This is a genomic window from Stutzerimonas chloritidismutans, assembly GCF_020783375.1.
In the GTDB taxonomy this organism is placed as follows: domain Bacteria; phylum Pseudomonadota; class Gammaproteobacteria; order Pseudomonadales; family Pseudomonadaceae; genus Stutzerimonas; species Stutzerimonas kunmingensis.
Window position 1 is genome coordinate 264644 of record NZ_CP086067.1, and the last position, 23016, is coordinate 287659.

General features: G+C 64.9%; 21 protein-coding genes. 10 read left to right on the forward strand and 11 right to left on the reverse strand.

The window, feature by feature from the left end:
* Positions 1 to 13: 13 nt before the first annotated feature.
* Positions 14 to 553, reverse strand: a complete 540-nt coding sequence (locus tag LLJ08_RS01240; RefSeq protein WP_228208006.1) for a type 1 glutamine amidotransferase domain-containing protein — start codon at positions 551 to 553, stop codon at positions 14 to 16.
* 128 nt (positions 554 to 681) lie between these two features.
* Between LLJ08_RS01240 and LLJ08_RS01245 the strand changes: the two genes are divergently transcribed.
* The 4 genes from LLJ08_RS01245 to LLJ08_RS01260 all read left to right on the forward strand — a co-directional run bounded on the left by LLJ08_RS01245 (position 682) and on the right by LLJ08_RS01260 (position 4814).
* On the forward strand, positions 682 to 1548 hold the full coding sequence (locus tag LLJ08_RS01245) for an HDOD domain-containing protein (RefSeq protein WP_014818707.1): 867 nt from the start codon (positions 682 to 684) through the stop codon (positions 1546 to 1548).
* 57 nt (positions 1549 to 1605) lie between these two features.
* Positions 1606 to 2418 carry a bifunctional DNA-formamidopyrimidine glycosylase/DNA-(apurinic or apyrimidinic site) lyase gene (gene mutM, locus LLJ08_RS01250; protein ID WP_228208007.1) on the forward strand — a complete coding sequence of 271 codons (813 nt, stop codon included), beginning with the start codon at positions 1606 to 1608 and terminating at the stop codon, positions 2416 to 2418.
* Between the two features lie 118 nt (positions 2419 to 2536).
* Complete coding sequence (locus tag LLJ08_RS01255; protein ID WP_014818709.1) at positions 2537 to 2878, forward strand: hypothetical protein; 342 nt, start codon at positions 2537 to 2539, stop codon at positions 2876 to 2878.
* Positions 2879 to 3026: 148 nt separating this feature from the next.
* Positions 3027 to 4814: a Na/Pi cotransporter family protein gene (locus LLJ08_RS01260; RefSeq protein WP_374366993.1), complete on the forward strand. Its 1788-nt coding sequence runs from the start codon at positions 3027 to 3029 to the stop codon at positions 4812 to 4814.
* Here LLJ08_RS01260 and ggt read toward each other — a convergent pair.
* The 6 genes from ggt to LLJ08_RS01290 all read right to left on the reverse strand — a co-directional run bounded on the left by ggt (position 4798) and on the right by LLJ08_RS01290 (position 11048).
* Positions 4798 to 6531, reverse strand: coding sequence for a gamma-glutamyltransferase (ggt, locus tag LLJ08_RS01265; protein WP_228208009.1), 1734 nt, complete (start codon positions 6529 to 6531; stop codon positions 4798 to 4800). The genes LLJ08_RS01260 and ggt overlap by 17 nt on opposite strands.
* Positions 6531 to 6782, reverse strand: coding sequence for a YfhL family 4Fe-4S dicluster ferredoxin (locus LLJ08_RS01270; RefSeq protein WP_003303200.1), 252 nt, complete (start codon positions 6780 to 6782; stop codon positions 6531 to 6533). The genes ggt and LLJ08_RS01270 overlap by 1 nt, the downstream gene beginning before the upstream one ends.
* A 107-nt stretch (positions 6783 to 6889) precedes the next feature.
* A complete protein-coding gene (coaD, locus tag LLJ08_RS01275) occupies positions 6890 to 7372 on the reverse strand; it encodes a pantetheine-phosphate adenylyltransferase (RefSeq protein WP_014818712.1) in 483 nt (160 codons plus the stop codon).
* Between the two features lie 105 nt (positions 7373 to 7477).
* A complete protein-coding gene (locus LLJ08_RS01280; protein ID WP_228208010.1) occupies positions 7478 to 9073 on the reverse strand; it encodes a GMC family oxidoreductase in 1596 nt (531 codons plus the stop codon).
* Between the two features lie 16 nt (positions 9074 to 9089).
* Positions 9090 to 9620 (reverse strand): twin-arginine translocation pathway signal protein, encoded by a 531-nt coding sequence (locus tag LLJ08_RS01285; RefSeq protein WP_221103535.1) that lies wholly within the window; start codon positions 9618 to 9620, stop codon positions 9090 to 9092.
* A gap of 15 nt (positions 9621 to 9635) precedes the next feature.
* The gene (locus LLJ08_RS01290) at positions 9636 to 11048 is read right to left on the reverse strand and encodes a coniferyl aldehyde dehydrogenase (protein ID WP_228208011.1); all 1413 of its coding nucleotides are present in this window, start codon (positions 11046 to 11048) and stop codon (positions 9636 to 9638) included.
* Between the two features lie 130 nt (positions 11049 to 11178).
* Between LLJ08_RS01290 and LLJ08_RS01295 the strand changes: the two genes are divergently transcribed.
* The 5 genes from LLJ08_RS01295 to LLJ08_RS01315 all read left to right on the forward strand — a co-directional run bounded on the left by LLJ08_RS01295 (position 11179) and on the right by LLJ08_RS01315 (position 17793).
* Positions 11179 to 11841: a TetR/AcrR family transcriptional regulator gene (locus LLJ08_RS01295; protein ID WP_228208012.1), complete on the forward strand. Its 663-nt coding sequence runs from the start codon at positions 11179 to 11181 to the stop codon at positions 11839 to 11841.
* A gap of 134 nt (positions 11842 to 11975) precedes the next feature.
* Positions 11976 to 13358 (forward strand): TackOD1 domain-containing metal-binding protein, encoded by a 1383-nt coding sequence (locus LLJ08_RS01300; protein WP_419585754.1) that lies wholly within the window; start codon positions 11976 to 11978, stop codon positions 13356 to 13358.
* Between the two features lies 1 nt (position 13359).
* Positions 13360 to 14688, forward strand: a complete 1329-nt coding sequence (locus tag LLJ08_RS01305) for a glycosyltransferase family 2 protein (protein ID WP_228208014.1) — start codon at positions 13360 to 13362, stop codon at positions 14686 to 14688.
* A 59-nt stretch (positions 14689 to 14747) separates the two neighbouring features.
* Complete coding sequence (locus LLJ08_RS01310) at positions 14748 to 16772, forward strand: TolC family protein (protein WP_228208888.1); 2025 nt, start codon at positions 14748 to 14750, stop codon at positions 16770 to 16772.
* 10 nt (positions 16773 to 16782) lie between these two features.
* Positions 16783 to 17793, forward strand: a complete 1011-nt coding sequence (locus LLJ08_RS01315) for an HlyD family secretion protein (protein WP_228208015.1) — start codon at positions 16783 to 16785, stop codon at positions 17791 to 17793.
* A gap of 6 nt (positions 17794 to 17799) precedes the next feature.
* Here LLJ08_RS01315 and LLJ08_RS01320 read toward each other — a convergent pair whose 3' ends face one another.
* A complete protein-coding gene (locus LLJ08_RS01320) occupies positions 17800 to 18780 on the reverse strand; it encodes a hydrolase (protein WP_228208016.1) in 981 nt (326 codons plus the stop codon).
* A 172-nt stretch (positions 18781 to 18952) separates the two neighbouring features.
* On the opposite strand from LLJ08_RS01320, the gene LLJ08_RS01325 reads away from it, so the two are divergent.
* A complete protein-coding gene (locus LLJ08_RS01325) occupies positions 18953 to 19357 on the forward strand; it encodes a ribonucleotide reductase subunit alpha (protein ID WP_228208017.1) in 405 nt (134 codons plus the stop codon).
* A gap of 11 nt (positions 19358 to 19368) precedes the next feature.
* Here LLJ08_RS01325 and rsmD read toward each other — a convergent pair whose 3' ends face one another.
* Genes rsmD through LLJ08_RS01340 form a run of 3 tightly spaced genes read right to left on the reverse strand, consistent with a single transcriptional unit; the run spans position 19369 to position 22860 of the window.
* Positions 19369 to 19983, reverse strand: coding sequence for a 16S rRNA (guanine(966)-N(2))-methyltransferase RsmD (gene rsmD, locus LLJ08_RS01330; protein WP_041015101.1), 615 nt, complete (start codon positions 19981 to 19983; stop codon positions 19369 to 19371).
* Positions 19983 to 21515 carry a M16 family metallopeptidase gene (locus LLJ08_RS01335; protein WP_228208018.1) on the reverse strand — a complete coding sequence of 511 codons (1533 nt, stop codon included), beginning with the start codon at positions 21513 to 21515 and terminating at the stop codon, positions 19983 to 19985. Before LLJ08_RS01335 ends, rsmD begins: the two co-directional genes overlap by 1 nt.
* A complete protein-coding gene (locus tag LLJ08_RS01340) occupies positions 21508 to 22860 on the reverse strand; it encodes a M16 family metallopeptidase (RefSeq protein ID WP_228208019.1) in 1353 nt (450 codons plus the stop codon). Before LLJ08_RS01340 ends, LLJ08_RS01335 begins: the two co-directional genes overlap by 8 nt.
* Between the last annotated feature and the right edge of the window lie 156 nt (positions 22861 to 23016).

Sequence of the window (23016 nt, forward strand, 5' to 3'; positions counted from 1 at the left end):
GCGCATCGTCCGGTCAGGCGGACAGGGCTTGAATCAGCGCCTGGCTGAACGCTGGGATGTCATCCGGCTTGCGGCTGCTGATCAGCTGACCGTCCACCACCACCTCCTGGTCCACCCAATCGGCGCCGGCGTTCTTCAGGTCGTCGGTAAGCGATGGCCAGCTGGTCATGCGCTTGCCCTTGACCAGTCCGGCCGAGATCAGCAGCCAGCCGCCGTGACAGATCACCGCGATCGGCTTGTTCGCCGCGGCGGCGTCGCGTACCAGCTTTTGTGCGCTTTCGTCGGTGCGAATGGTGTCGGAGTTGACCACCCCACCGGGCAGCAGCACGGCGTCATAGTCATTCATATCGAGGTCGTCGAAGGTCTTGTCCACGTGAAACTTGCTGGCCGGCGTGGTGTGGTTCCAGCCGGTCACTTCGCCATTCTTGGCGGAGACGATCTGGGCTGTCGCACCGGCCTTCTCCAGCGCTTCCTGCGGCCCGGTCAGCTCGACCTGCTCGAAGCCTTCGGTCACCAGGATTGCCACGCGCTTGCCGTTGAGGGGGTGGGTCATGAGCATGCCTCCGTCTGTCTGTCGGTAACGCTCGCCGAATGCGAGTCACTTGAAATGGGACCCGCATCTCAGCCAAAGTTCGCCCTTTCGTGCCGATGGCACTTTGCCTTCTCGTCGAGCGACCCCTCATGGCCGTTGAACTCTCCGCCGAACAGATCCGCCGGGTGCTGCAAGGCATCAGCGTGCCGCCGCAACCGCAGATCATGGTCGACCTGCAGATGGAACAGGTCATGCCGGTGCCCGATCTGAAAGCCATCGCCCGGCTGATCAGTCAGGACCCGGGGCTTTCCGGGGCGCTGCTCAAGCTGGTCAACTCGCCGCATTTCGGTCTGGCCAACCGCATTGCTTCCATCCAGCAGGCGGTGAACCTGCTGGGCTGCAACTCGGTGATCAACCTGATCAACGCGCAGTCAATCAAGGGCGAGATGAGCGACGAGACCATCGTCACGCTCAGCCGCTTCTGGGACAGCGCGCAGGACGTGGCCATGGCCTGCCTGACCCTGGCCAAGCGCATCGGCTACCAGTCGCCGGACGAGGCCTACACCCTCGGGCTGTTCCACAATTGCGGCATCCCCCTGATGCTCAAGCGCTTCCCCGGCTACATGAGTGTGCTGGAAGAGGCCTATGCCAGCACCGGGGACGGCCAGCGCATCGTCGATATCGAGAATCGCGTGCTCAGCACCAACCATGCGGTGGTCGGCTACTTCACCGCCAAATCGTGGAACCTGCCGCTGCACCTGTGCGATGCCATCGCCAATCACCATAACGCGCTGTCGCTGTTCGCCGACGACTCGGGACGCGACGCGCCGATCAAGACGCTGCTGGCGATCCTCAAGATGGCCGAGCACATCTGCGCCTGTCATCGGGTGTTGGGCGCGCAGCCGGACGATCACGAGTGGGACAGCGTGTCGCAGCTGGTGCTCGAGTACGTCGGGCTGTCGGAATACGATTTCGTCTGCCTCAAGGAAAGCATCCGCGAGCTTGGCGTGGGCTGACGGCCCGGCGCCGGCCTGCTAAGGTCGGCATCCCTTCGCTGTATCCAACGTCCCGCCATGCCCGAACTTCCCGAAGTCGAAACTACCCGCCGTGGTATCGAGCCATACCTTGTCGGTCAGCGTGTCAGCCGCGTGCTGGTGCGTGACCGGCGGTTGCGCTGGCCGATCCCGGAAGACCTCGATGTGCGTCTGTCCGGCCAACGCATCCAAGCCGTCGAGCGTCGTGCCAAATACCTGCTGATCAAGGCCGAGAGCGGCACGCTGATCGTTCATCTGGGCATGTCCGGAAGCCTGCGTCTGGTTGACGCGGAATTGCCGGCGGCCAAGCACGAGCACGTCGATATCCTGCTGGAGTCCGGCCAGGCGCTGCGCTACACCGATCCGCGGCGCTTCGGCGCGATGCTCTGGAGCCACGAGCCGCTCGCCCATGTGTTGCTCGCCAGTCTCGGGCCCGAGCCGCTCGGCGAGGATTTCGACGGTGACCGTCTGTATAGGCTGTCGCGTGGGCGCAGCATGGCGGTCAAGCCGTTCATCATGGACAACGCGGTAGTGGTGGGCGTCGGCAACATCTATGCGAGCGAGGCACTGTTCGCCGCCGGGATCGATCCGCGGCGGCCGGCCGGGAGCATCTCGCGAGCGCGTTACCTGAAACTGGGCGAGGAAATCCGGCGGATACTGGCGATGGCCATCGAGCGTGGCGGCACGACCTTGCGCGATTTCGTCGGCGGCGATGGCAAGCCCGGCTATTTTCAACAGGAGCTGTTCGTCTACGGGCGGGCCGGCGAATTCTGCAAGAACTGCGGCGGCACGCTGCGTGAGATTCGCCTCGGTCAGCGCGCCAGCGTGTATTGCGCTCGCTGCCAGCGTTGAGCGGCTGGCGGAACTGTGCATGCGTTGACGGCGTTCACGCTCAGCGTGCCCCGGCCACTGCTATAGTGGCCGCCACAACTAAAAATTGCCGCGTTTCGCACATCTGAAGGACCACACCATGAATCTGTTCCGCTCTACCGCTGCTGTCTTGGCACTGACCACTGGCCTGCTGGCGCTGCCGGCACATGCGGAGTCGGTCCCGCAGAACGCCAGTGGTGATCCGATGTACTCCGTAGAAGCGCCCAAGGCCTACTCCATGGTCGGTGACCTGATCATCGCCCGCCCGCTGCTGATCGCCGCGACTGCCATCGGCGCCGGTGTTTTCGTTGTCAGCCTGCCGTTCACCGCCTTGGGCGGCAACGTCGGCGAGGCTGGCAAGGCTCTGGTCGTCGAGCCGGGCAAAGCGGCGTTCGTACGCTGCCTGGGCTGCACCACCAGCGGTTACAACGCCCAGCGTTGATCGACGTCATCCGCATCGCGACTGGCAGGGCCTGAGCCTTCCGGTCGCGGTGTTGCTGCAGTAGGCTTCGCCTCCCATCCCGCGCCGCGAAGCCCCCTCCTTGAACAGCCGCTTCTTCAAGACATTTTTGCCCATCGTGGGCCTGTTGATGTTGTCCTGGTCGTTCTGGGCCAGTGACGGATGGCTCGAGCTGTGCGCGGGACTCGCCCTGTTCCTGTTCGGCATGCAATGCCTCGAAGAGGGGCTGCGCCAACTGGCCGGTAGCAAGCTCGAACAGCTGCTGACGCGCAGTACGGCGACGCCGCTCAAGGGCCTGATGTTCGGCATGAGCGGCACCATGCTGCTGCAGTCCAGCACGCTGGTCTCGTTGCTCACCATCGCGTTCATCAGCACCGGGCTGATCAAGCTTGCCGGCGGTATCGCCATTCTGTTCGGCGCCAATCTCGGCTCCACCACGGGTATCTGGCTGCTGGCACTGGCCGGGCAGAACGTCAGCCTGAGTCCGCTGGCCTTGCCGCTGCTGGTTTTCGGGGTGCTGGCCAGCTTCACCGGCGACAAGGGCAAGGCGGCCGGTCGTATCGTGCTCGGCATCGCCTTCATCTTTCTCGGCATCGATCAGATCAAGACCGGTTTCTCCAGCTTCGGTGGCATGGACCTGTCGCAGTATCACGCTGGCGGTCTGGCCGGGCAGCTGATGTTCGTCGCGATCGGCCTGTTTGCCACGGTGGTGCTGCAGTCCAGCCATGCCACATTGATGCTGACGCTGACCGCTTTGGCTACCGGCCAGCTGGATCTCGGCCAGGCGCTGGCGACGGCGATCGGCGCCAATGTCGGCACGAGCGTCACCACTGCGTTCGTCGGCTCGCTCGGCGGCAACCGCAGTGGTCAGCGCCTGGCGCTGGCCCATGTACTGTTCAACGTGACTACCGCCGTGCTGGCCATCGCGCTGCTGCTGCCGTTGACCTGGCTGGTCGAGTGGCTGGTCGCGCCGCTGGGCCTGGCTGAAAACCGCCTGATTCAGCTGGCGCTGTTCCATACGCTGTTCAACGCCATGGGTGTGCTGCTGTTCTGGCCGTGGCAGGCGCAGCTGGCAAACCTGCTGTTGCGCGTGTTGCCCGAGCGAGTCGAACCGACGGTGCTGATCACCGAACTTGCGCCTGCTAGACCGGAGGAGCCGACCCGCGCGCGCTACCTGAATGACCGTGCGCTGGACTCCGCGGATGCTGCCGCCAGCGCCGTGGCGCAGGAGCTGCAGCATCTGGCGCGCCTGAGCCTCGAGGTGATCTGCCATGCCACCTATCTGCCGGTGGACCAGCTGCGCCAGCAGGGACGGATTGACGAGGCGCTGATCAACGCGAAGCCCGACGCCCAGGCCCTGGATGCCGAGCGGCTGTATCAGCGGCACATCAAGGGCGTGTATTCCGATCTGCTGACCTTCATGGGGCGTCTGGAGCTGCCGCTGGACGAGAGCCACCAGGCGTTCTGGCTGAGCTGCCAGGTTGCGGCGCTGCAGCTGGTGGACGCGGTCAAGGATGCCAAGCACCTGCAGAAGAACCTCGGACACTACCTGCGCACCGATGACTCCGCGGCGCGCCAGGCGTATGTCGAGCTGCGTCGGCATTTGCTGGAGTCGTTGCGCGAGATCCGCGCGCTCAACCACTCGGAGCTGCCCGATGAGCTATGGCGCGAGCGCTTGAACTGGCTGGACGAGCGCGCTGCGAAGTTCGATGCGGAGTTTCGCCGGCGCCTGTTCGAGTCGATCCGCAACCAGAAGCTGGACGGCTTGCAGAGCAGTTCGCTGATGAACGACCTGGGCTACGCCAGCCGTATCATCCAGAGTCTGCGCAACGCCTTGCTGCTCGGCGAGGGCCATGAGCTGACGCGGCAGCTGCGTCAGCTCGCTGAGGACGAAGGCCCGGTCATTCTGCAGCTGTAACCGGCTCGCGGCGTGCCGGCACCATCAGTGCCTGGCCGATGCCGCGCGGGTCGCTGGCCGCCTCGACCGTGCCGCTCGGCTTGTGCCAATAGAGCACCTGCTGGTTGCCGTAGTCGCGTTCGATCAGCCTGGGCTGGTGGCCGCGCGCGCGCAGGGCGTCCAGCTGCGCCGGGGTGAAGGCATCGGCTTCGTACTGCAGTACGTTGGGCAGGTACTGGTGGTGATAGCGCGGCACTGCCGGCCAGGCCTGCACCGGTTCGCCATCCAGGTAAGACAGTGCCGAAAGCAGCACCATGCTCGGGATGCGGCTGCCGCCGGGCGTGCCAAAGGCGGCGAACTCCTCGGCGCTTTCGATGAAGGTCGGGCTCATGCTCGACAGCGGCCGCTTGCCGCCGGAGATGGCATTGGCGCTGCTGCCTTTCAGGCCATAAGCATTGCTGCCATCGATGTCGGCGGCGAAATCGTCCATCTCGTCGTTGAGCAGCACACCGGTGCCGGGCACGGTGAAGGCGGCGCCGAACATCATGTTCAGCGACAGCGTCGCCGCCACCGCATTGCCTTCGGCATCGATCACCGCGAAGTGAGTGGTGTGCTCGCCCTCGCGCCAGCGTGGCGCGGGCGGCAATGCGCTGCTCGGCGTGGCCCGATCAGGGTCGATGGAGCTGGCGAGCTGGTCGAGGTACTGGTCTGAAAGTAGATGTCGCAGTGGTGACGCGACGAAATCCGGATCGCCCAGTTGCCCGCGGTCGCGATAGGCCCGGCGCAACGCCTCGACCACCAGGTGACTGCGTTGCAGCGGTTCGGCGTCGCGCCAGGACAGGCGTTCGAGAATGCCCAGGCTCTGCGCGAGGATCATGCCGCCGGCTGACGGCGGTGGTGCGCCGATCAGCTCACGACCATTGGCGAGGGTGAAGCGTAGTGGCTCGCGCTCGACGGTGTGGTAGTCGGCCAGATCCTCCAGCGACCAGATGCCGCCGGCGGTGCGCACGCCTTGCACCAATTTCTTCGCGAACTCGCCGCGGTAGAAACCGTCGTGACCGTGCCTGGCCAGGCGCTCCAGGGTTTGCGCCAGCTCCGGCTGGCGCAGCAGATGGCCTTCGGCTGGCAGGTCGCCGTCGTGGAGAAACAGCCGCGCGCTCTCCGGATCGTCACGCAACGCCGCGAGGCGCCAGCCGGCGCGCTGGCGATAGACGGCATCCACCGCAAAGCCGTCGCGGGCCAGGGCGATGGCCGGCGCCAGGGTAGTCTTCAGGGGCAGGCGGCCGCGCTTCTCCGCGAGCTCGACCAGTGCGGCCGGCGTGCCAGGTATCGCCGCGGCCAGCGGGCCATTCAGCGAAAGTTCGCGGCGGATCTTGCCCTCGCGCAGGTACAGGTCCGGCGTGGCGGCGGCGGGTGCGCGCTCGCGGGCGTCGAGGAAACTGTGGTGGGGGGATTCGCCGGCTTCGCGCAGCAGAAAGAAGCCGCCGCCGCCAAGTCCGGAGCCGTATGGCTCGACCACGGCCAGGGCGGCGCTGACTGCAACGGTGGCATCGAAGGCGTTGCCGCCGGCTTCGAGAATGCGCCGGCCAACTTCACTGGCCAGCGGATGGGCCGTGGCGACGGCGCCGTTTGCAAGAGGGTTGCCCTGGGCCGCGCAGGCCAGCAGCAGGAGGGCGGCGAGACAACCCTGGAGGCCCCTGAGCAGGCGGGTCCTTCGGGTCGGTCGCCGCGAGAGCATCACGCCTTGCCGGTGATGATCAGGTACTTCTGCATCAGTTCGTCCTTGCTCTCGACGTTGTTCTCGTCGAGCGGGATGCAGTCTACCGGGCAGACCTGCTGGCACTGTGGCTCGTCGTAGTGGCCGACGCATTCGGTGCAGAGGTTGGGGTCGATGACGTAGATTTCCTCGCCCTGGGAAATGGCGCTGTTCGGGCACTCTGGCTCGCACACATCGCAGTTGATGCAGTCATCGGTGATTTTCAGGGACATCCAGCGAACTCCTGCCGTGGCTCGAACCACGGCACAGCAATATTACGACCGGTCAATTGTGCCGCATCGCCGGCCAGCGTGCACTCGACGCGGCCCGGCGGGCATCGTCAGTTCTGGCCGAAGCGCTCGTGCAACGCGCTCATCACCGCCGGATGGACGAATTTGGATACGTCACCCTTGAGCGAGGCAATCTCCCGAACCAGCGTCGAGGAAATATAGGAGTACTTTTCCGACGGCGTGAGGAACAGGCTTTCCACATCGGGCGCCAGCTGGCGGTTCATGTTGGCCAGCTGGAACTCGTACTCGAAGTCCGAAACCGCACGCAGCCCGCGCAGCAGGATATTGGCCTGCTGCTCCTTGACGAAGTGCGCCAGCAGCGTGGAGAAACCCATGACCTTCACGTTCGGCAGGTGCTTGGTGACTTCTTGAGCCAGCGCCACACGTTGCTCGAGCGGGAAAAGCGGGTTCTTCTTGGGGTTGGCCGCCACGGCGATGATGACCTCGTCGAACAGGCGCGAAGCGCGTTCCACCAGATCGGCGTGGCCCATGGTGATGGGATCGAAGGTTCCCGGATACAACACTCGATTCATCGCGGCGTCCTGACGCATGCGTGGGGGTGTGGATGGTAGCGGCTCGGTGTCGACAGCGTAAAGCCTGAATGCCATGCCGCGATCTGTCGTGAATGACAGTCAATCTCAGGACTTCTGCAGGCGATCACCCAGTTCCGTGGCGAGTTTGGCGCACAGCGCATAGATCGACAGCTGGGGATTGGCGCCGATGCTGGTGGGGAACAGTGAGCCGTCGTGTATCGACAGGTTGGCCAGCTGATGGTGCCGACCGAGGCTGTCGGTGACGGCCCGGCGTGGGTCATCACCCATGGCGCAACCGCCCATGACGTGGGCGCTGCCAAGACGGGTGCGGTACAGCGCAAGTTCCAGACCCTCGATCAGCTCCCGGGCGGCGCGGGGCGTGCGCACGTAATGGGCGTCGGCATGCAGGGGCAGCACGGCGCGCGCACCGGCGGCGAACTGGATCTCGGCCATGCTCAGAAAGGCACGGCGGATACCGTTCCAGGCATAGTCGGTCATGCGGTAGTCGAGCACCGGGCTGCCGTCGCTGCGCAGCTCGACCGTGCCCTCGGCGCTGTCCTGATGAAAGCCGTCGCGCTGCAGGGCGATCATCGCGTGGGTATGCGGCAGCTCGGCCATGCGCTGCGCATTCTCCGGGCCGAAGTCGCCGAGCAGGGTGGCCGCGAGCGCGGGATGGATGGGCGGTACTTCGAGCTTGTAGCCCGCCGGCCCGGCAATCCCGTCGCGCCACTGGAAGTGGTCGGAATAGATCGATTGTGGCGCGCCGCTGAAGGCGTCGATGCGCTCGTCGAATTGCGCCGCGGAGAAGTTGGTCAGGTGCAGGAAGGTGCGCTTGCCGACGCGCTGGTGCGGGTCGGGCGTCTGCGAGCGCAGCAGCAGTGCCGGTGTGTTGATGCCGCCGCCGGCGAGTATGTAGTGCCTGGCGACGACGTGGATGCGCCGCCCGTTCGGTTCCACGCAGCGGTCGTCCATGCCCAGACAGTCCAGGCCGACGACCCGCTCGCCCTGCATCAACAGGCGTTCGGCGCGCGCGAGGTAGAGCAGTGCGCCGCCCTTATCCAGCAGCGCCGGAATGCTGGTGACCAGCATCGACTGCTTGGCGTTGGTCGGGCAGCCCATGCCGCAATAGCCTAGGTTCCAGCAGCCACGCACGTTGCGCGGGATCACCGCCCAGTGCTGGCCGAGGCTTTCGCAGCCGCGCTGCAACACCGCGTTGTTGGCATTCGGCGGCACGGCCCAGGGCGCGATGCCGAGGCGCTGTTCGATGCGTTCGAACCAGGGTTGCAGCGCCTCGACCGACAGCCCGCTGACGCCATGCTCGCTGGCCCAGTGCTGCAATGTTTGCGGCGGTGTGCGAAAGCTCGAGGTCCAGTTCACCAGCGTGGTGCCGCCGACCGCGCGGCCCTGCAGGATGGTGATGGCGCCGTCCTTGCTCGTGCGGCCGATGGCTTCCTGATAGAGCGAGCGGTAGGCACTGGCTTCCTGCATGTCGAAGTCGTTGCTGGTGCGCAGCGGGCCTTCTTCGATCAGCAGCACCTTGTAGCCCGCGGCGCTCAGCACCTCCGCACTTGTGGCGCCGCCTGCGCCGCTGCCGACGATGGCGACGTCGGCCTCCAGGGTCAGATCGTCCTCCAGTCGCGAGCCGTCGTATGTGGTCCAGCCACGGGCAAGGCCTGCAGCAAACAAGTCGGGAACGGGCACGGATGCCTCCTGTCAGTCAGACCTTCGGCGGTCCGGGATAACCGCAGTGCGCCCAGGCGGCGGGGCAGGCGTACCAGGCCATGAGGATCATCTGCAGCAGCGAGGCAAGGCCCTGGCGCAGCAGGGCGAGCGAGCTGTTTTGCCAGCGCTGCAGGAACGCGCGTATTTGATCATCGGAGGCTACCTCCCAGCCGCTCCAGATTCCGGTCAGCGGCCCGCGGGTCAGTGGCAGGCTGAGTACGTCGAACAGCTGGCGTACCTGGCTTAGCAGCGCGGGCGACAAGTGGTGCAGGCCCAGGTCAAGGCTGACGAGGGTGGTCTGCACGGCCTGCGGCATGTTACTGGGCGCCGTCGAGCCTTCCAGCAGCAACGGCGTTAGTCGGCGCAGCATGGGCAGATCGCTGTCACGCAGCACGAAGAAGCCGCTCGCCGCGCCGTTCGCCGAGGCGCTGAGGGTCCGGCTGAGCAAGCCGCCGCCGGCCAGGAGCGCGCCGCCGAGTAGCCCGACCTTGAGCAGGCCGCGGCGATTGAGAGACAGGTCGTGCATTGCTTCAGCCACGCATCAGCGGATGAACAGCGCATAGATCAGCCTCTGCCACCACTTGCCGTAGGGCGGGTAGATCAGCCGGGCAGCATTGAAGCGCTGCTTGATGAATACACCCTTGGCCTTGCTGAAGGTGAGGAAGCCTTCGTGGCCGTGGTAGTGCCCCATGCCGGAGGGGCCGATGCCGCCGAAGGGGAGGCCGTCCTGGGCGACGTGCAGCAGGGTATCGTTCAGGCACACGCCGCCGGAGTGGGTGGTTTGCAGCATGCGCTGCTGCTCGCTGCGGTCGTAGCCGAAGTAGTACAGCGCCAGCGGTCGTGGGCGCGTGTTGACGTAGGCCAGCGCCTCTTCGAGATCGTCGTAGGGCACGATCGGCAACAGCGGGCCGAAGATTTCCTCCTGCATCACGCGCATGTCGTCTGTGGTGTTCAGCAGCAGGCAGTGCGGCATGCGCCGTTGCTGCGCCTCGGAAAACAGCGGCACGACATGCGCGCCCTTGGCCTGCGCATCGTCGAGGTAGCCCTGCAGTCGCGTCAGCTGACGCACATTGATGATCGCGGTGTAGTCGGGATTGTCCGCAAGGCTCGGATACAGACGCTGTACCGCCTCACGGTAGGCACCGACGAAGCCCTCGACACGCTCGCGCGGCACCAGCACATAGTCCGGCGCGACGCAGGTCTGTCCGGCGTTCATGCACTTGCCGAAGGCGATGCGCTCGGCGGCATCGGCCAACGGGACGCTGGCCGAGACGATCGCTGGCGACTTGCCACCGAGCTCCAGCGTCACCGGTGTCAGATTTTCCGCTGCCGCGCGCATCACCTCGCGGCCGATGTGCGTCGAACCGGTGAACAGCAGGTGATCGAACGGCAGCCGGGCGAAGGCCTGCCCGACCTCTACATCGCCGAGCACCACCGCTACCTGATCTTCAGGGAAGATCTGCGCCAGCAGCTCCTTGAGCAGCTGCCCGGTGGCAGGCGTCGATTCGCTCATTTTCAGCATCACGCGATTGCCGGCGGCGAGCGCGCCGATCAGCGGCCCGATGGCCAGATAGAGCGGGTAGTTCCACGGCACGATGATGCCGACCACGCCCAGCGGCTGGTAGACCACCCGTGCGCTGGCTGGCTGGAAGGCGAGGCCGACATGCCGGCGTGAGGGTTTCATCCAGCGCCGCAGGTGACGGCTGGCGTAACGGATGCCGTGCAGGCTGGGCATGATTTCCGCCAGCAGGGTTTCGTCGGCCGAACGATGACCGAAATCCGCAGCGATTGCCTCGATCAGCGCCGGTTGATGGCCGGCCAGCACATCGCGCAGGGCGTCGAGCCAACGCAGACGATCCTCTTCCGAGGGCATCGGTGCGGCGGTGAAGGCCAAACGCTGGCGGGCGAACAGGGCCTCCATGGCGACCAGCGCTTGCGGGATTTCGGCTGACATGCGGGCTCCTGATGCGATGTGCTGGAGGATTTCTAGAGTAATTACTCTAAACTGTCAACGAGACGTGCTTACCCGCCTGCTGGCGTGTACCGTTGCTTCCTTCGCTTCGCCGCCGAGAACTCGCCGCCTCATGGCATCCCGCACCAAGACCCGTGACCGCATCATCGAAGCCAGCCTGGGGCTGTTCAACGCCCAGGGCGAGCGGAACGTTACGACCAACCACATCGCCGCCCATCTCGGCATCTCGCCGGGCAATCTGTACTACCACTTCCCCAACAAGCAGGCGATCGTCGCAGAGCTGTTCGGGCAGTACGAATCGCGTGTCGACCAGTTCCTGCGCTTGCCGCCGGAGCGGGAAATGCAAGTCCAGGACAAAGCGCTTTACCTCGAAGCGCTGCTGGGCGCGATGTGGGATTACCGATTTCTCCATCGTGATCTGGAAGGCCTGCTGGATGCTGACATCGAACTTGCGGAGCGCTACCGGTTGTTTGCAGGCCGCTGTTTGCAGCACGCCCGCAGCATTTACCTGGGTTTCGTTGAGGCCGGCATATTGCTGGCTGACGAAATGGAAATCGACGCGCTGGCACTCAACGCCTGGATCGTGCTGACGTCCTGGGTGCGCTTCTTAGGTACAGCCGGCGCAGGCTCGGGCCAGCTCGATCGGCTGCACCTGCGGCGTGGTATCTATCAAGTGCTGGCGTTGGAAAGTGGCCTGGTTGCCGCTGACGCTGCGGAATCGGTGCGCGCCCTGCAGCAGCGATATTTTGTCGCCAGCGAGCAGATATTGCCCTGATCGAACGCTGCGTCCTTGAGCTGCACAAATCCTGTCCTGCGCTGACGGAAGGGGAGCTATAGCGACAACAAACACACTACAATGATGGCAATTCAATATCGTCACTTGGGCTGTCAGACGTCATGCCATCATCAATGCCGCGCGTCGGCGTATTAGGTGTTTCATCGTTGCCGTTGGCCGGTGTGGACGTCGAGCGGCACGCCGACCTCCTTGCATTGCAGGGTGAGCCAACCTACGACGTGATTCTGCTTGACCTGCCGGGCGCCCGCGCCGGTGAGGCGCTACGCAGCCTGCGGATGGACAAGCGCTATCGATTCAGCCTGATCTATTGCTGCCAGGACCAGGACCCATGGTGCGTCGCTTTGGGCGATGGTGCGCCGCCGCCTGATCTCAGCGCGTTGGTGCCATTGTGGCGCCTGTGGTGCGAGCGGTTCGGTTTGTTCAATCGTGGCAGTGCTCCAGAGCGCTTCGAGGCAAGGGTGCTGGCCTGGCTTTGGCTGCGGCCGCGTGGCAGCGTGCTGGCCGTACGCGATTCGAGCGTCGCCCAGCATTACCGCTATCCACTGCTGGAAGCGCTGGAAGACGACGAGACGCCTAATGCGTTCGCCTGGCTGCAGTTGATGACCCAGCAGGGATGGTTTGAAGAAGCCGAGCTGCTCGACCGCGTGCGACTGTGCGTCAGCTGCGGCTCGGGGCGTCTGAACTACGTCGACGTCTGCCCGGAATGCCAGACACTCGAAATTGCACGGCAACCGTCGCTGCACTGTTTTACATGCGGCCACGTCGGGCCTCAGGAGCATTTTCTGAAAGATGGCCTGCTGCTGTGCCCGAATTGTCTCAGCCGTTTGCGCCATATCGGCAGTGACTACGACAGGCCGCTGGAAAACTACCGCTGCCGCAGTTGCTACGCATTTTTCGTTGACGCCGAAGTAGAGGCCCGCTGCCTGGACTGTGGGCATGGCCATGCTCCCGACAAACTGCGGGTTCGCGAGGTACGCAACTATCGCCTGGCCGAGGCTGGTCGCCTGCGGTGTCGTCAGGGCTACAGTGCGAGCATCGTCGAGAGTGACCAGTTCGCCCAGCTCAACCTGTTGAGCCAGAAGAGTTTTCATGAACTGCTCAACTGGCAGTTGCAGATGGTTCGACGCTACAAGAAGCCTGGGTTTTCGTTGCTGGGGCTTCGCTTCGTCAACCTGGCGGCGACCATCAATGAGCTGGGCGAGCTGCGCGGCCACGCGCTGGTCGACAGCTTGGTGGAGCGGCTTCAGGAAGCCGTCCGCGATACGGATCGCTGTTGTCGGGTCAGCGAAGAAATCCTCTGGATCATGATGCCGCACACTGAGGCGGAAGGCGTCGAGGTCGTACGCAAGCGACTGGCACAGGGCGCTGAGCAACTGGCCAGTGCACAGATCGGTTCGCTGCAGCTGCGCCAGGCAAGTTTCACGGCTCCGGCCGATCTGCTCGAGCACGAAGACGCCGCCTTGCTAATCGCTCGACTCAATGGCGAGTTGGGCTGAAATGGACGCTTTCTGGCTGCAATGGCTCGGCATTCTGGGTGAAATCGACAAGCCCGACGGGCTCGGCTATCTGCTGGTGATGCTGTTTCCGGCGTTCCTGCTGCTGGAAGTGCCGCTCAACCTGATCACGTTGCTCGGCGTACTGCGCTGGTTCGTGCGCAAGCCGTTCGAGCTGCCGGAAGGCAACAGCTATCGCCCTCGAGTCTCCTGCATCATCACCTGCTACAGCGAGGGTCGTGACGTTCAGACCACGTTGCTCAGCCTTTGCGAGCAGACCTACCGCGGTGAGATCGAGATGATCCCGGTGGTCGACGGTGCGGCCGTCAACCTCGCGACAATGCAGGCCGTGCGGGACTTCCGCGTGGATGGCCGGTTGTATCCGCACCGTTTTCTGCGACCGATCGCCAAGTGGCAGCGCGGGGGGCGTGTGTCGTCGCTCAATGCCGGGCTCGAATACAGCACCGGCGAGATCGTCATGGCGCTGGACGGCGACACCTCCTTCGACAACGACATGGTGGTCAACGTCGTGCGGCACTTCCAGGACCCACAGGTGCCTGCCGTGGCGGGTAGCCTGCGGGTGCGCAACACGCGCAAGTCGCTCACCACCGCGATGCAGGCGCTGGAATACCTGCTGTCGATCCAGATGGCGAAAATCGGGCTAAGCGAGTGGAACGTAGTGAACAACGTCTCAGGCGCGTTCGGTGCCTTCCGGCGCAGTTTCCTGGAAAAAATAGGCGGGTGGGATACGCACACAGCAGAAGATCTCGACCTCACGCTTCGCATCAAGAACTACTTCGGCCGCAAACCGCTGCGCATTCCATTCGAACCCTGTGCAATTGGGCATACCGACGCACCGGCGACCTTCAGCCAGTTCCTCATGCAGCGCCTGCGCTGGGACGGCGACCTGTTCTTTCTCTACGTGCGCAAGCATCGTCACAGCTTTACGCCGCGACTGCTGGGTTGGCCCAACTTTATCGTGGTGCTGGTGAGCGGCTTTTTCTTCCAGCTGGTGCTGCCGTTCATCATCGTCGGCTATTTCCTGGTGGGTCTCTACGCCCTGACCTTCTCGACCTTCATGGTGCTCGCGCTTCTGGTCTACCTGGTTTACCTGGCCAATACGCTACTGGCTTACATAGTTCTGCTGACAATGGTTTCCGAGCGGCCACGGCAGGATCTGTGGCTGTGGTGGGCCGTGCCGATATTTCCTCTGTTTATGTTTGTCATGCGTTGCTGGAGCGCGGTCGCCATCCTCAACGAGATGCTGCGTCGCGGTCATGAGGAAACATCCATGGCACCCTGGTGGGTGCTGCGCAAGGCGAAGAGGTTTTGATGCTTAGGGCATGTGCAAGTGTGCTGTTGCTCTGTACGGCGCTCGTCGCACGGGCTGAGGTGTTGCCGTTGTCTACGTTGCTTGAAGGCGCCGAGGCCAGCGCTTCAGTACGTGCCGTGGACGCAGAGCTTGCAGCGCTCAAGGCGCTGCAGCAGCAGCGTGAAGCCGAGGCCGGCTGGCAATGGTTCGCCTCAGCCGGGGCAGGGCACTACCGCGAGCTGGTAACGGACGATCTGCGTGACGATTACTACGGGCGCGATCTGGCCCTCGGGCTGCGACACCCGCTGTTGGGCAGCCTGCACCGGCAGCTCGACGCCGTTCGCAACGTGGAGTCCGATCGTGTGCAACAGCAAGCGCGGCGCGAACTGTATCGCCTCGAACAACGCTTGGCGCTGCGCAGCGCTTATGCCGATTGGTGGCGAGCGCAACAGGAACAACAGTGGTGTCGGTCGATTGCCGGCAGTGCCGAGCAGGCCCGTTCTCGTTTGGCGGAGCGTGTACGCGGTGGCTGGCTACTGGCCTCGGAAGCGCGTTTGCTGGACGCTCGTTGGCAAGCACTTGAGCAGAAATGCGCTGGCAATCAACTGGTACTGGACGAAACCCGTTTCAGCCTGCAGGCGCTTGCCGGACGACCGATCGAGCCGCGGCATCAGGCGGGTGCCGAGGCGCTCGCGTTTTCTGCGCAGCCGGTGGACGCCTGGCTGCAGTCGCTAGAAGCGCACCCGCGTCTACAACAGCGCCGCGAGCAGTTGCGGCGCGCCGAGCAGAACCGCGAGTCGCCGTGGTATGCAGGGGTCGATTCCAATTTCAGCGTCGCGCAGAGCTACGAGGACCGCAACGGCAGTAGCAAGCCGGGTAACGGTCTGGTTGCCAGCATCAATCTATCGACACCCTTCGATCCGCTTGGCTATCGCCGAGCGCGAGGCGATGAGGGTGAAGCCCGGCGGCAATCGGCACAGGCACAGCTTAAAGCCGAGCGTGAGCAGATGGTGCTAGCCCTGGCGCAGGCGCTACGAGCCCAACGGTTGGCCGCCGATGAGATGTCCCAGGCGCGCGGGCAGCTGGAAGCTGCTGCGCTGGCGCTACACGAACAGCGTCTGCGCCGTGAAGGTGAGATCGATCAGGCGTTTCTTGGCGCGATTACCGCTGAACTCGAACAGGGTTATGCCGAGTTGCGACTGATCGCTGCCTGGCACGGCCTCTGGCTGCGCGAGGCCGCGCTGCGCTTGTTTGTCGAGGAAACTGGCGCGGCGTCGGCCTTGCTGGGGCCGTTGAAAGCGGACTGGCCAGGCCAGGGCAAAACCACCGACCAATCGACCGCCGTGCAGAAAGATGCCTGGCGTCAGGGCGTCTATGTTTGGGACAGCCGAATCCTGCTCGATCCAAACACCCGCAGCGAAGCCCTGCAGGCGTTGCAAGCAGCCGGCATGCAGCGCGTCCATCTCGGTCTCAGCGCGGCCCAGGTGGCCGAACCCACGAAACTGCGCAGTCAGCTTTCCGATGCTCTGCGTGACGCGCATGCGCGGGGGCTGGAGGTAACGCTTCTGCTCGGCGATCCGCAGTGGATCCTGCCGGAGCCACGCCTTGCGCTCATCGAGTTGCTGAAAACCCTGGCGTCACTGCCTTTCGATGCCCTGCATCTGGATCTCGAAGTCGAGCAGCTCGGCTGGCCGGTGCCGCCGGACCGTCTGCGCGATTGGATGGACACCCTCGAGGCCGTGACACAGGTCAGCCCTTGGCCGCTGGAATTGTCGAGCCATCATCGCTGGTTTGCTCAACCTGCTGCCGGGGAGTTCTGCGTTCCCTGCCGCCTGCAGCAACGCGGCGTTCGCCAGGTCAGCCTGATGATCTACACCCGCAACCCGGACCGCAGTGCTGAACTGGCGCAGGGCATTGCCCGGCGCTGGCCCGGGCTCCAGTTTCGCCTGGCGCAGAGCGTGGAGCCGCAATTGTCTGCGCAGGAAAGCTGGAAGGACGCCACCCGACTTCAGCTGGAAAAACAGGTCGCGAACTGGCGACACCGCCTGCAGGCGGTGTCGGTGACCGGCATCGACTGGCAGGACTGGTCCTACTTCCCTCATTGAGCTGAACCGCATGAAGATCAAATTTTCCAGTGCCAAGGAGCAGCAGCCGACCCAGGAGCAAGGGCTCCAGGTGCTCTATGCGCCGGGCAAACGCATGGCGTTCCGGTTGCGTTGGTACCTCATTCTCCTGGCCGTTGTCAGCCCACTGCTCTGGCTGGTGGCACGCTCGGCGCTGGCACTCTGGTTGATCGAGGCGCCGGCTCAGCTGCATTTGCCGAGTGCGGAGCTGCGCGCGCGCGATGGCGCCCAGGTCGATCAGGTTCTGGTTCAACCGGGACAGCGCGTGAAGGCTGGAGAAGTGCTGGTTCGCTTGGGCAACCCGGAGTGGCGTGCGCGCCGCTTTATGCTGACGGCCCCCGCCGTTGCGCCTGATGCGGTTGAACGTGAAGCATTGGAGCGCGAGCGGGCATTGCTCGAAAGCCAGCTGTCGCGCGCGCAAGCACGGGTCGACCAGATGCAGGGCTTGTTCGACCTTGGCGCGGCGACTCGGGGCGAGTTGTTGTCGGCCGTAGATCAGCGCGACGGGCGTCTGCGCGATCTCTACCAACTGGCGCAGCGTACGCGGCCTGCCGTGAGCGCTGACCAACGCCAGCGTGAGCTGGAGCTTGCCTGGCTGGACAGCCGCCTGCAGGCACTGGAACTGCGCGCCGAGGAGGACGGCAAGGTTGGCGAGATCCTCGTCGCGCCTGGTGAGAATGTCGGCCCGGGCACGCCTCTGCTGCGGCTGGAGCGCGACGGCGAGGCGCAGGTCTGGGTTTATCTCAACCCCCGCCATGCCGCCGACGCGGCCATCGGCAAGTCGCTGACGCTAGTCTTTCCGGATGGCAGCAAGCGCCCGGCACAGGTGGTGCAAACCGTGGACGACGCGGCATCGGTGCCCGTCGAGTTGCGCCCGCCGTTCAGCGCACCGACGCGCAGCTTGAGGGTGGTCGCGCGAGTAGATGATCTGCCGGAGCGCTGGCGGATCGACCGGCTCGGCCTGAAGGCTCGTTTTCCGCATGACTTGCTGCCATTTGACTGAAAGGAGTCAGGCTTCCGCCAACCACTGCGGAATACGCCGCTCCAGGTAGTAGCGCGGCCTACGCGGCGTGCCTTCGACAAAACCGACGTGGCCACCGTTGGCGTGCAGCTCGAGGGCGGTGGTGACGGACAGCTCGCCTGGTTCCGGCACGCTGTGGCGGAACACGAAGGGATCATCCTCGGCCTGGATCAGCAGGGTTGGCGTCGTGATCGTCGGCAGGTAGTAGCGGCTGGAGGCACGGCGGTAATAGTCCTGGGCGTCGCTGTAACCATGCAGCGGCGCGGTGAAGCGGCCGTCGAAATCCCAGAAGGTACGCATGCCGTGCAGTGGTCCGAGGCTCTGCAGGGCACCGAGGTGGTTCAGCAGCCCCTCGCGCTGGAAGCGCTGCTGTTTGTCCCTCACGTAGGCGACCATCGCCTTCATGAAATGCGCCTGGTAGACGCGGGAGAAGCCGAGGCCGATGCGATCGGCACATTGGTCCAGGCGGAACGGCACGGACACCGCCACAGCCTTACGCAGCGGACAACTGGCTGCCATTTCGCCCATGTACTTGAGCAGTACGTTGCCGCCCAGCGAGTAGCCGACCGCATGCAGCGGCGCCATGGGCCGGCAGGCCTGCAGATGCCCGATCACTTCGGCGAGATCATCGCTGGCGCCGGAATGATAGGCGCGCGGCAACAGGTTCGGTTCGCCCGAGCAGCCGCGCCAGTTGATCGCGACGCTCGCCCAGCCCTGCGCGCTCAGTTGTTGCTGCAGACCGAGCACGTAAAGCGAATTCGACGAGCCGGTCAGCCCGTGTAGCACAAGGACCAGCGGCGCTGTTGCTTCATGCGGGCCGTGCCAGTCCAGGTCGATGAAATCGCCATCGGCCAGCCACAGTCGCTCACGCCGGCGTTCGAGGCGCGGCGCCTTGCGAAAGAATGCGTTCCACAGGGTCTGCAGGTGCGGCCCGGGAAGCCACCAGGCGGGTTGGAAGGATTCGGACACGGTTGCTTGGGTTCCTCTTTTGCTCCGACGTTAGAGCCTCGGCGGCAGGAAGAAAAGCACGATGCAGGCTTTGAATGATGCTGGCCGCCTGGCGACTTATGTCTTTGGGGATATGGTCAGCGCCGCCTAAGGGGTGGAGAGTGACGCGATAGTCTTATCCGGAACCCTGCCCATGACGCTTACCCCCTTCGATCAACTGCTGGCTGCCGCGCGCCATGAGCGCGAACCCCAGCGCCTGCTGTTCGTCTTCGTCAGCGCCGAACTGCCCGAGGACGCCACCGAGGCCGAGCGCCAGCGCTTCGAGGAAAATACCGGAGGCTCGCTGAAACCGGTGCTCTGCGTCGACAAGCTGCCCGAGGAACTGAGCGACTTCGCGGCGCTGCGTGAAGAGTCCGAGCGCACGGGCGTGGCCTGGGATCTGCTATTCGCCGCGGCGCTGCCCGGCCAGGCCGGTATCACGCCGAACGCCGACGAGACCGAGCAGCCACTGAAGATGATGGTCAGCGCCATCGAGACCGGCAATATCGGCCGCTTTCTGGCCTTTGATTGCAACGGCCAGACCGTCGACTTCTACTGATACCTTCGGTCTCAGCTCGCCGCGGCGTCGGACGGTGCGCTGCGCTCCCACAGCGCGTAGTGCACCTTGCCAGCCTGCTTCTCCCGATGCAGTCGCCAGTTCCCCGGCAGGCCGAGGCTGGACGGCAGTGCCTCGCTTTCGGTGTAGACCCAGGCGTGCTCGGCCAGCCAACCCTTTGTCTCCAGCAGCTCGCAGGCCGGTTGCAACAGATTCTTGTTGAACGGCGGGTCGAGGAATACCAGGTCGAAGGCGGTCGGCGTCTGGGTTTCCAGATAGCGCAGGGCATCGCTCTGCAGTAGCTGGCCGTGGCCGCAGTTCAGCGTGTCCAGATGCTTGCGCAGGCTGGCGATGGCGTTGGCGTTCACGTCCAGCGCCAGGGCCATGCTGGCGCCACGCGACAGGGCTTCCAGATAGATCGCGCCGCTGCCGGTGAACGGATCGAGCACCCGCGCGCCGGATAGGTAGGGTGCCAGCCAGTTGAACAGGGTTTCGCGCACCCGGTCCGGCGTCGGCCGCAGGCCTTCGGCATCGGGGAAGCTGAAGCGGCGCGAGCGCCACTCGCCGCCGATGATGCGCAACTGGCCCTGGCCGCCGTGGGCGCTGGGGCGAATGGGTGGATTGGCCATCAGTGCTCCGGAACGCCGCTGGGCTGTTCGACTGGTTTATCGGTAGGCGGCGGCAGCGGTTGCTGCTCGACGCTGGGGCCGGCGGTGACGATGACGAAGGCGTCTTGCTGCAGATGCTTGTTCATCGCAGTCTTGACCTGTTCGACTGTCAGCGCCTGCACCTCGCCCATGAAATCCTCCAGGTAGGTCAGCGGCAGGTCGTAGAAGCCGATGCTGCCCAGCTGACCGACGATGTCGGCATTGCTTGCGGTAGACAGCGGGAAACTGCCGGCGATCTCGCGCTTGCTGCGCTCCAGCTCGGCCTCGGTCGGCCCTTCGGCGAGATAGTCGCGGACCAGCTGCTGCACCAGATCCAATGCGCCATCGGTGAGTTCGGCGCGGGTCTGCATGCTGATCATGAACGGCCCTTCGGCACGCATCGGGCTGAAGCCGGAATAGATGCCGTAGGTCAAGCCGCGCTTTTCGCGCACTTCTTCCATCAGCCGCGTGCCGAAACCGCCGCCGCCGAGGATCTGGTTGCCCAGATAGAGCGCCGCGTAATCGGGGTGACCGCGCGGAATGCCGAGCTGGGCCAGCATCAGATGGCTCTGGTTGGAGGGGAAGTCGATGTGGTGCTTGCCGGCAACCGGAGCCTCGGGTGTCGGCGTCGTTGGCAGCGCCGGGCCTTCCGGCAGGGCGGCCGAGACGCCGGCGGCCAGGGCTTCGGCCTCTTCGCGGGAGAGGTCGCCGACCAGCGCGATCACCGCGTTGCCTGCCGCATAGGCGCGGGCGTGGAAGTCGCGCAGCTGCGCGACGCTGATCGCCGGCACCGACTCGGGGGTACCTTCGCTGGGGTGGGCGTAGGGGTGATCGCCATAGAGCTGCTCGAACAGCTCGAGGCTAGCGAGCTTGCCGGGGTTCTGCTTCTGGAATTCGAAGCCGGCCAGCAGCTGATTCTTGATCCGTTGCAGCGAGTCCTCGGGGAAGCTCGGTTGGCCGAGGACCTGATTGAACAGCGCCAGGGCCGGCTCGCGCTTGTCCGGCGCACTGAGGCTGCGCAGGCTGACCACTGCCATGTCGCGGTAGGAACCGTTGCCGAAGTCCGCACCTAGGCCTTCGAAGCCGCGGGCGATGGCGCCGACGTCCTTGCCCTCGACACCCTCGTTGAGCATGGCGTTGGTCAGCAGTGCCAGGCCGGGTACGTCGCCGTCCTGGCTGCTGCCGGCGGAGAAGGTCAGGCGCAGGTCGAACATCGGCAGCTCGCGGGCTTCGACGAACAGTACCTTGGCGCCTTCGGCGGTCTGCCAGCTCTGAATGTCCAGCTTGCGCCGGGCCAGGGGTTGATCGCCCAGCTCGGCGAGCGACTCCAGACGAGGTTTTTCCGGCGTTGCGGTCGGCACGGCAGGCTGGGTCGCCTCGCGGGCGACATCCTGCTTCACCGGCTCGCCAGGTTGTGGCAGAGCGGTGGAGCCTTCATCGCAGCCCGCCAGGCCGAGGCTGGCTGCCAGTAACAGGCCGAACAGGCCGTTGCGCAGCGCTTTGCAATCACTCATCACGGGCTTCCTCGGGCAGAACATGGGCGACGCTCAGGCGGGAGCGGGTGAAATAGATGCTGGCGGCCTGCTGGATGTCCTCGGGCGTGACCGCTTCCAGCGCGCTCAGCTCGTCGTCCATCAGGCGCCAGGACAGGCCGACGGTTTCCAGCTTGCCGATGGTGGTGGCCTGCTGGGTGATGGAATCGCGCTCGTAGACCAGGCCGGCGATGACCTGCGCACGCACGCGCTCGAGTTCGTCCGCCGAGGGCGGTGTCTGCTTGAGCGCATCGAGTTCCTGCCAGAGGCCGGCTTCGACTTCTTCCAGCGTGCGGCCCTTCTGCATGTTTGGCGCGGCGCTGAGGACGAACAGGCTGTCGCCGCGGGCATAGGCGTCGTACCAGGCCGAAGCGCTGGTCACCAGTTCTTCACCGCGCTCCAGCCGCTCCGGCAGGCGCGCGCTGTAGCCGCCGTCGAGCAGGGCGGAAATCAACCGCAGCGCGTGCACCTGGCGGGCGTTCTCCTCGGTCGCCAGGCTCGGTGCGTTGAAGGCCATGAGCAGCGTCGGCAGCTGGGTCTTCACGTGCAGCTTGAGGCGCCGCTCGCCCGGTTCGGCCAGTTCCAGTGGCCGCTTGGCTGCTGGCACTTCGCGTTTCTCGATGTCGCCGAAGAAGCGCTCGGCCAGTCCGCGGACCTCATCGGCGGACACGTCGCCGACCACCACCAGGGTAGCGTTGTTCGGCGCGTACCACTGCTCGTACCAGGCGCGCAGCTCGTCGGCCTGCATGCGGTTGAGGTCGGCCATCCAGCCGATGGTCGGGTTGCGATAGCCGCTGGCGGGGTAGGCGATGGTCTTGAAGCGCTCGTAGGCCAGCGAGCTCGGCTTGTCATCGGTGCGCAGGCGGCGCTCTTCCTTGATCACTTCGATCTCGCGGGTGAACTCGTCTGGCGGCAGCTTGAGGCTGGCCAGGCGATCGGCTTCGAGCTCGAACGCAACGGCCAGGCGGTCACGTGCCAGGACCTGGTAATAGGCGGTGTAGTCGTCGCTGGTGAAGGCGTTTTCCTCGGCGCCCAGCTCACGCAGGATGCGCGAGGCTTCGCCGGCATCGAGCTTGCGGCTGCCCTTGAACATCATGTGTTCCAGCGCGTGGGAGAGGCCGGTCTGGCCAGCCGTCTCGTAGCTGGAGCCAACCTTGTACCAGAGCTGGGATACCACTACCGGCGCACGATGATCCTCGCGCACGATCACTTTCAGGCCGTTGTCGAGGAAGAACTCGTGGGTGGGCTGGCTGTCTGCTGCTGCCAGCAGGGGCAGATAGAACGCTCCGAGCAGCAGGGCGGCGGCGCGGCGTAACATCAGAGGCATAGTCGGGACTCGTCCAGTTGGTGTCCGCCACGGCAGACTGGCAGGGCGGCAACACGGCAGCCATGGTACTGGCGCGTGCGAATCAGGCAAAGCCGGGATATCCGCAGCCGAACCGGCCCTGATGCCGGAACCCGTGCTTAGCGCACCCGCTTTGCG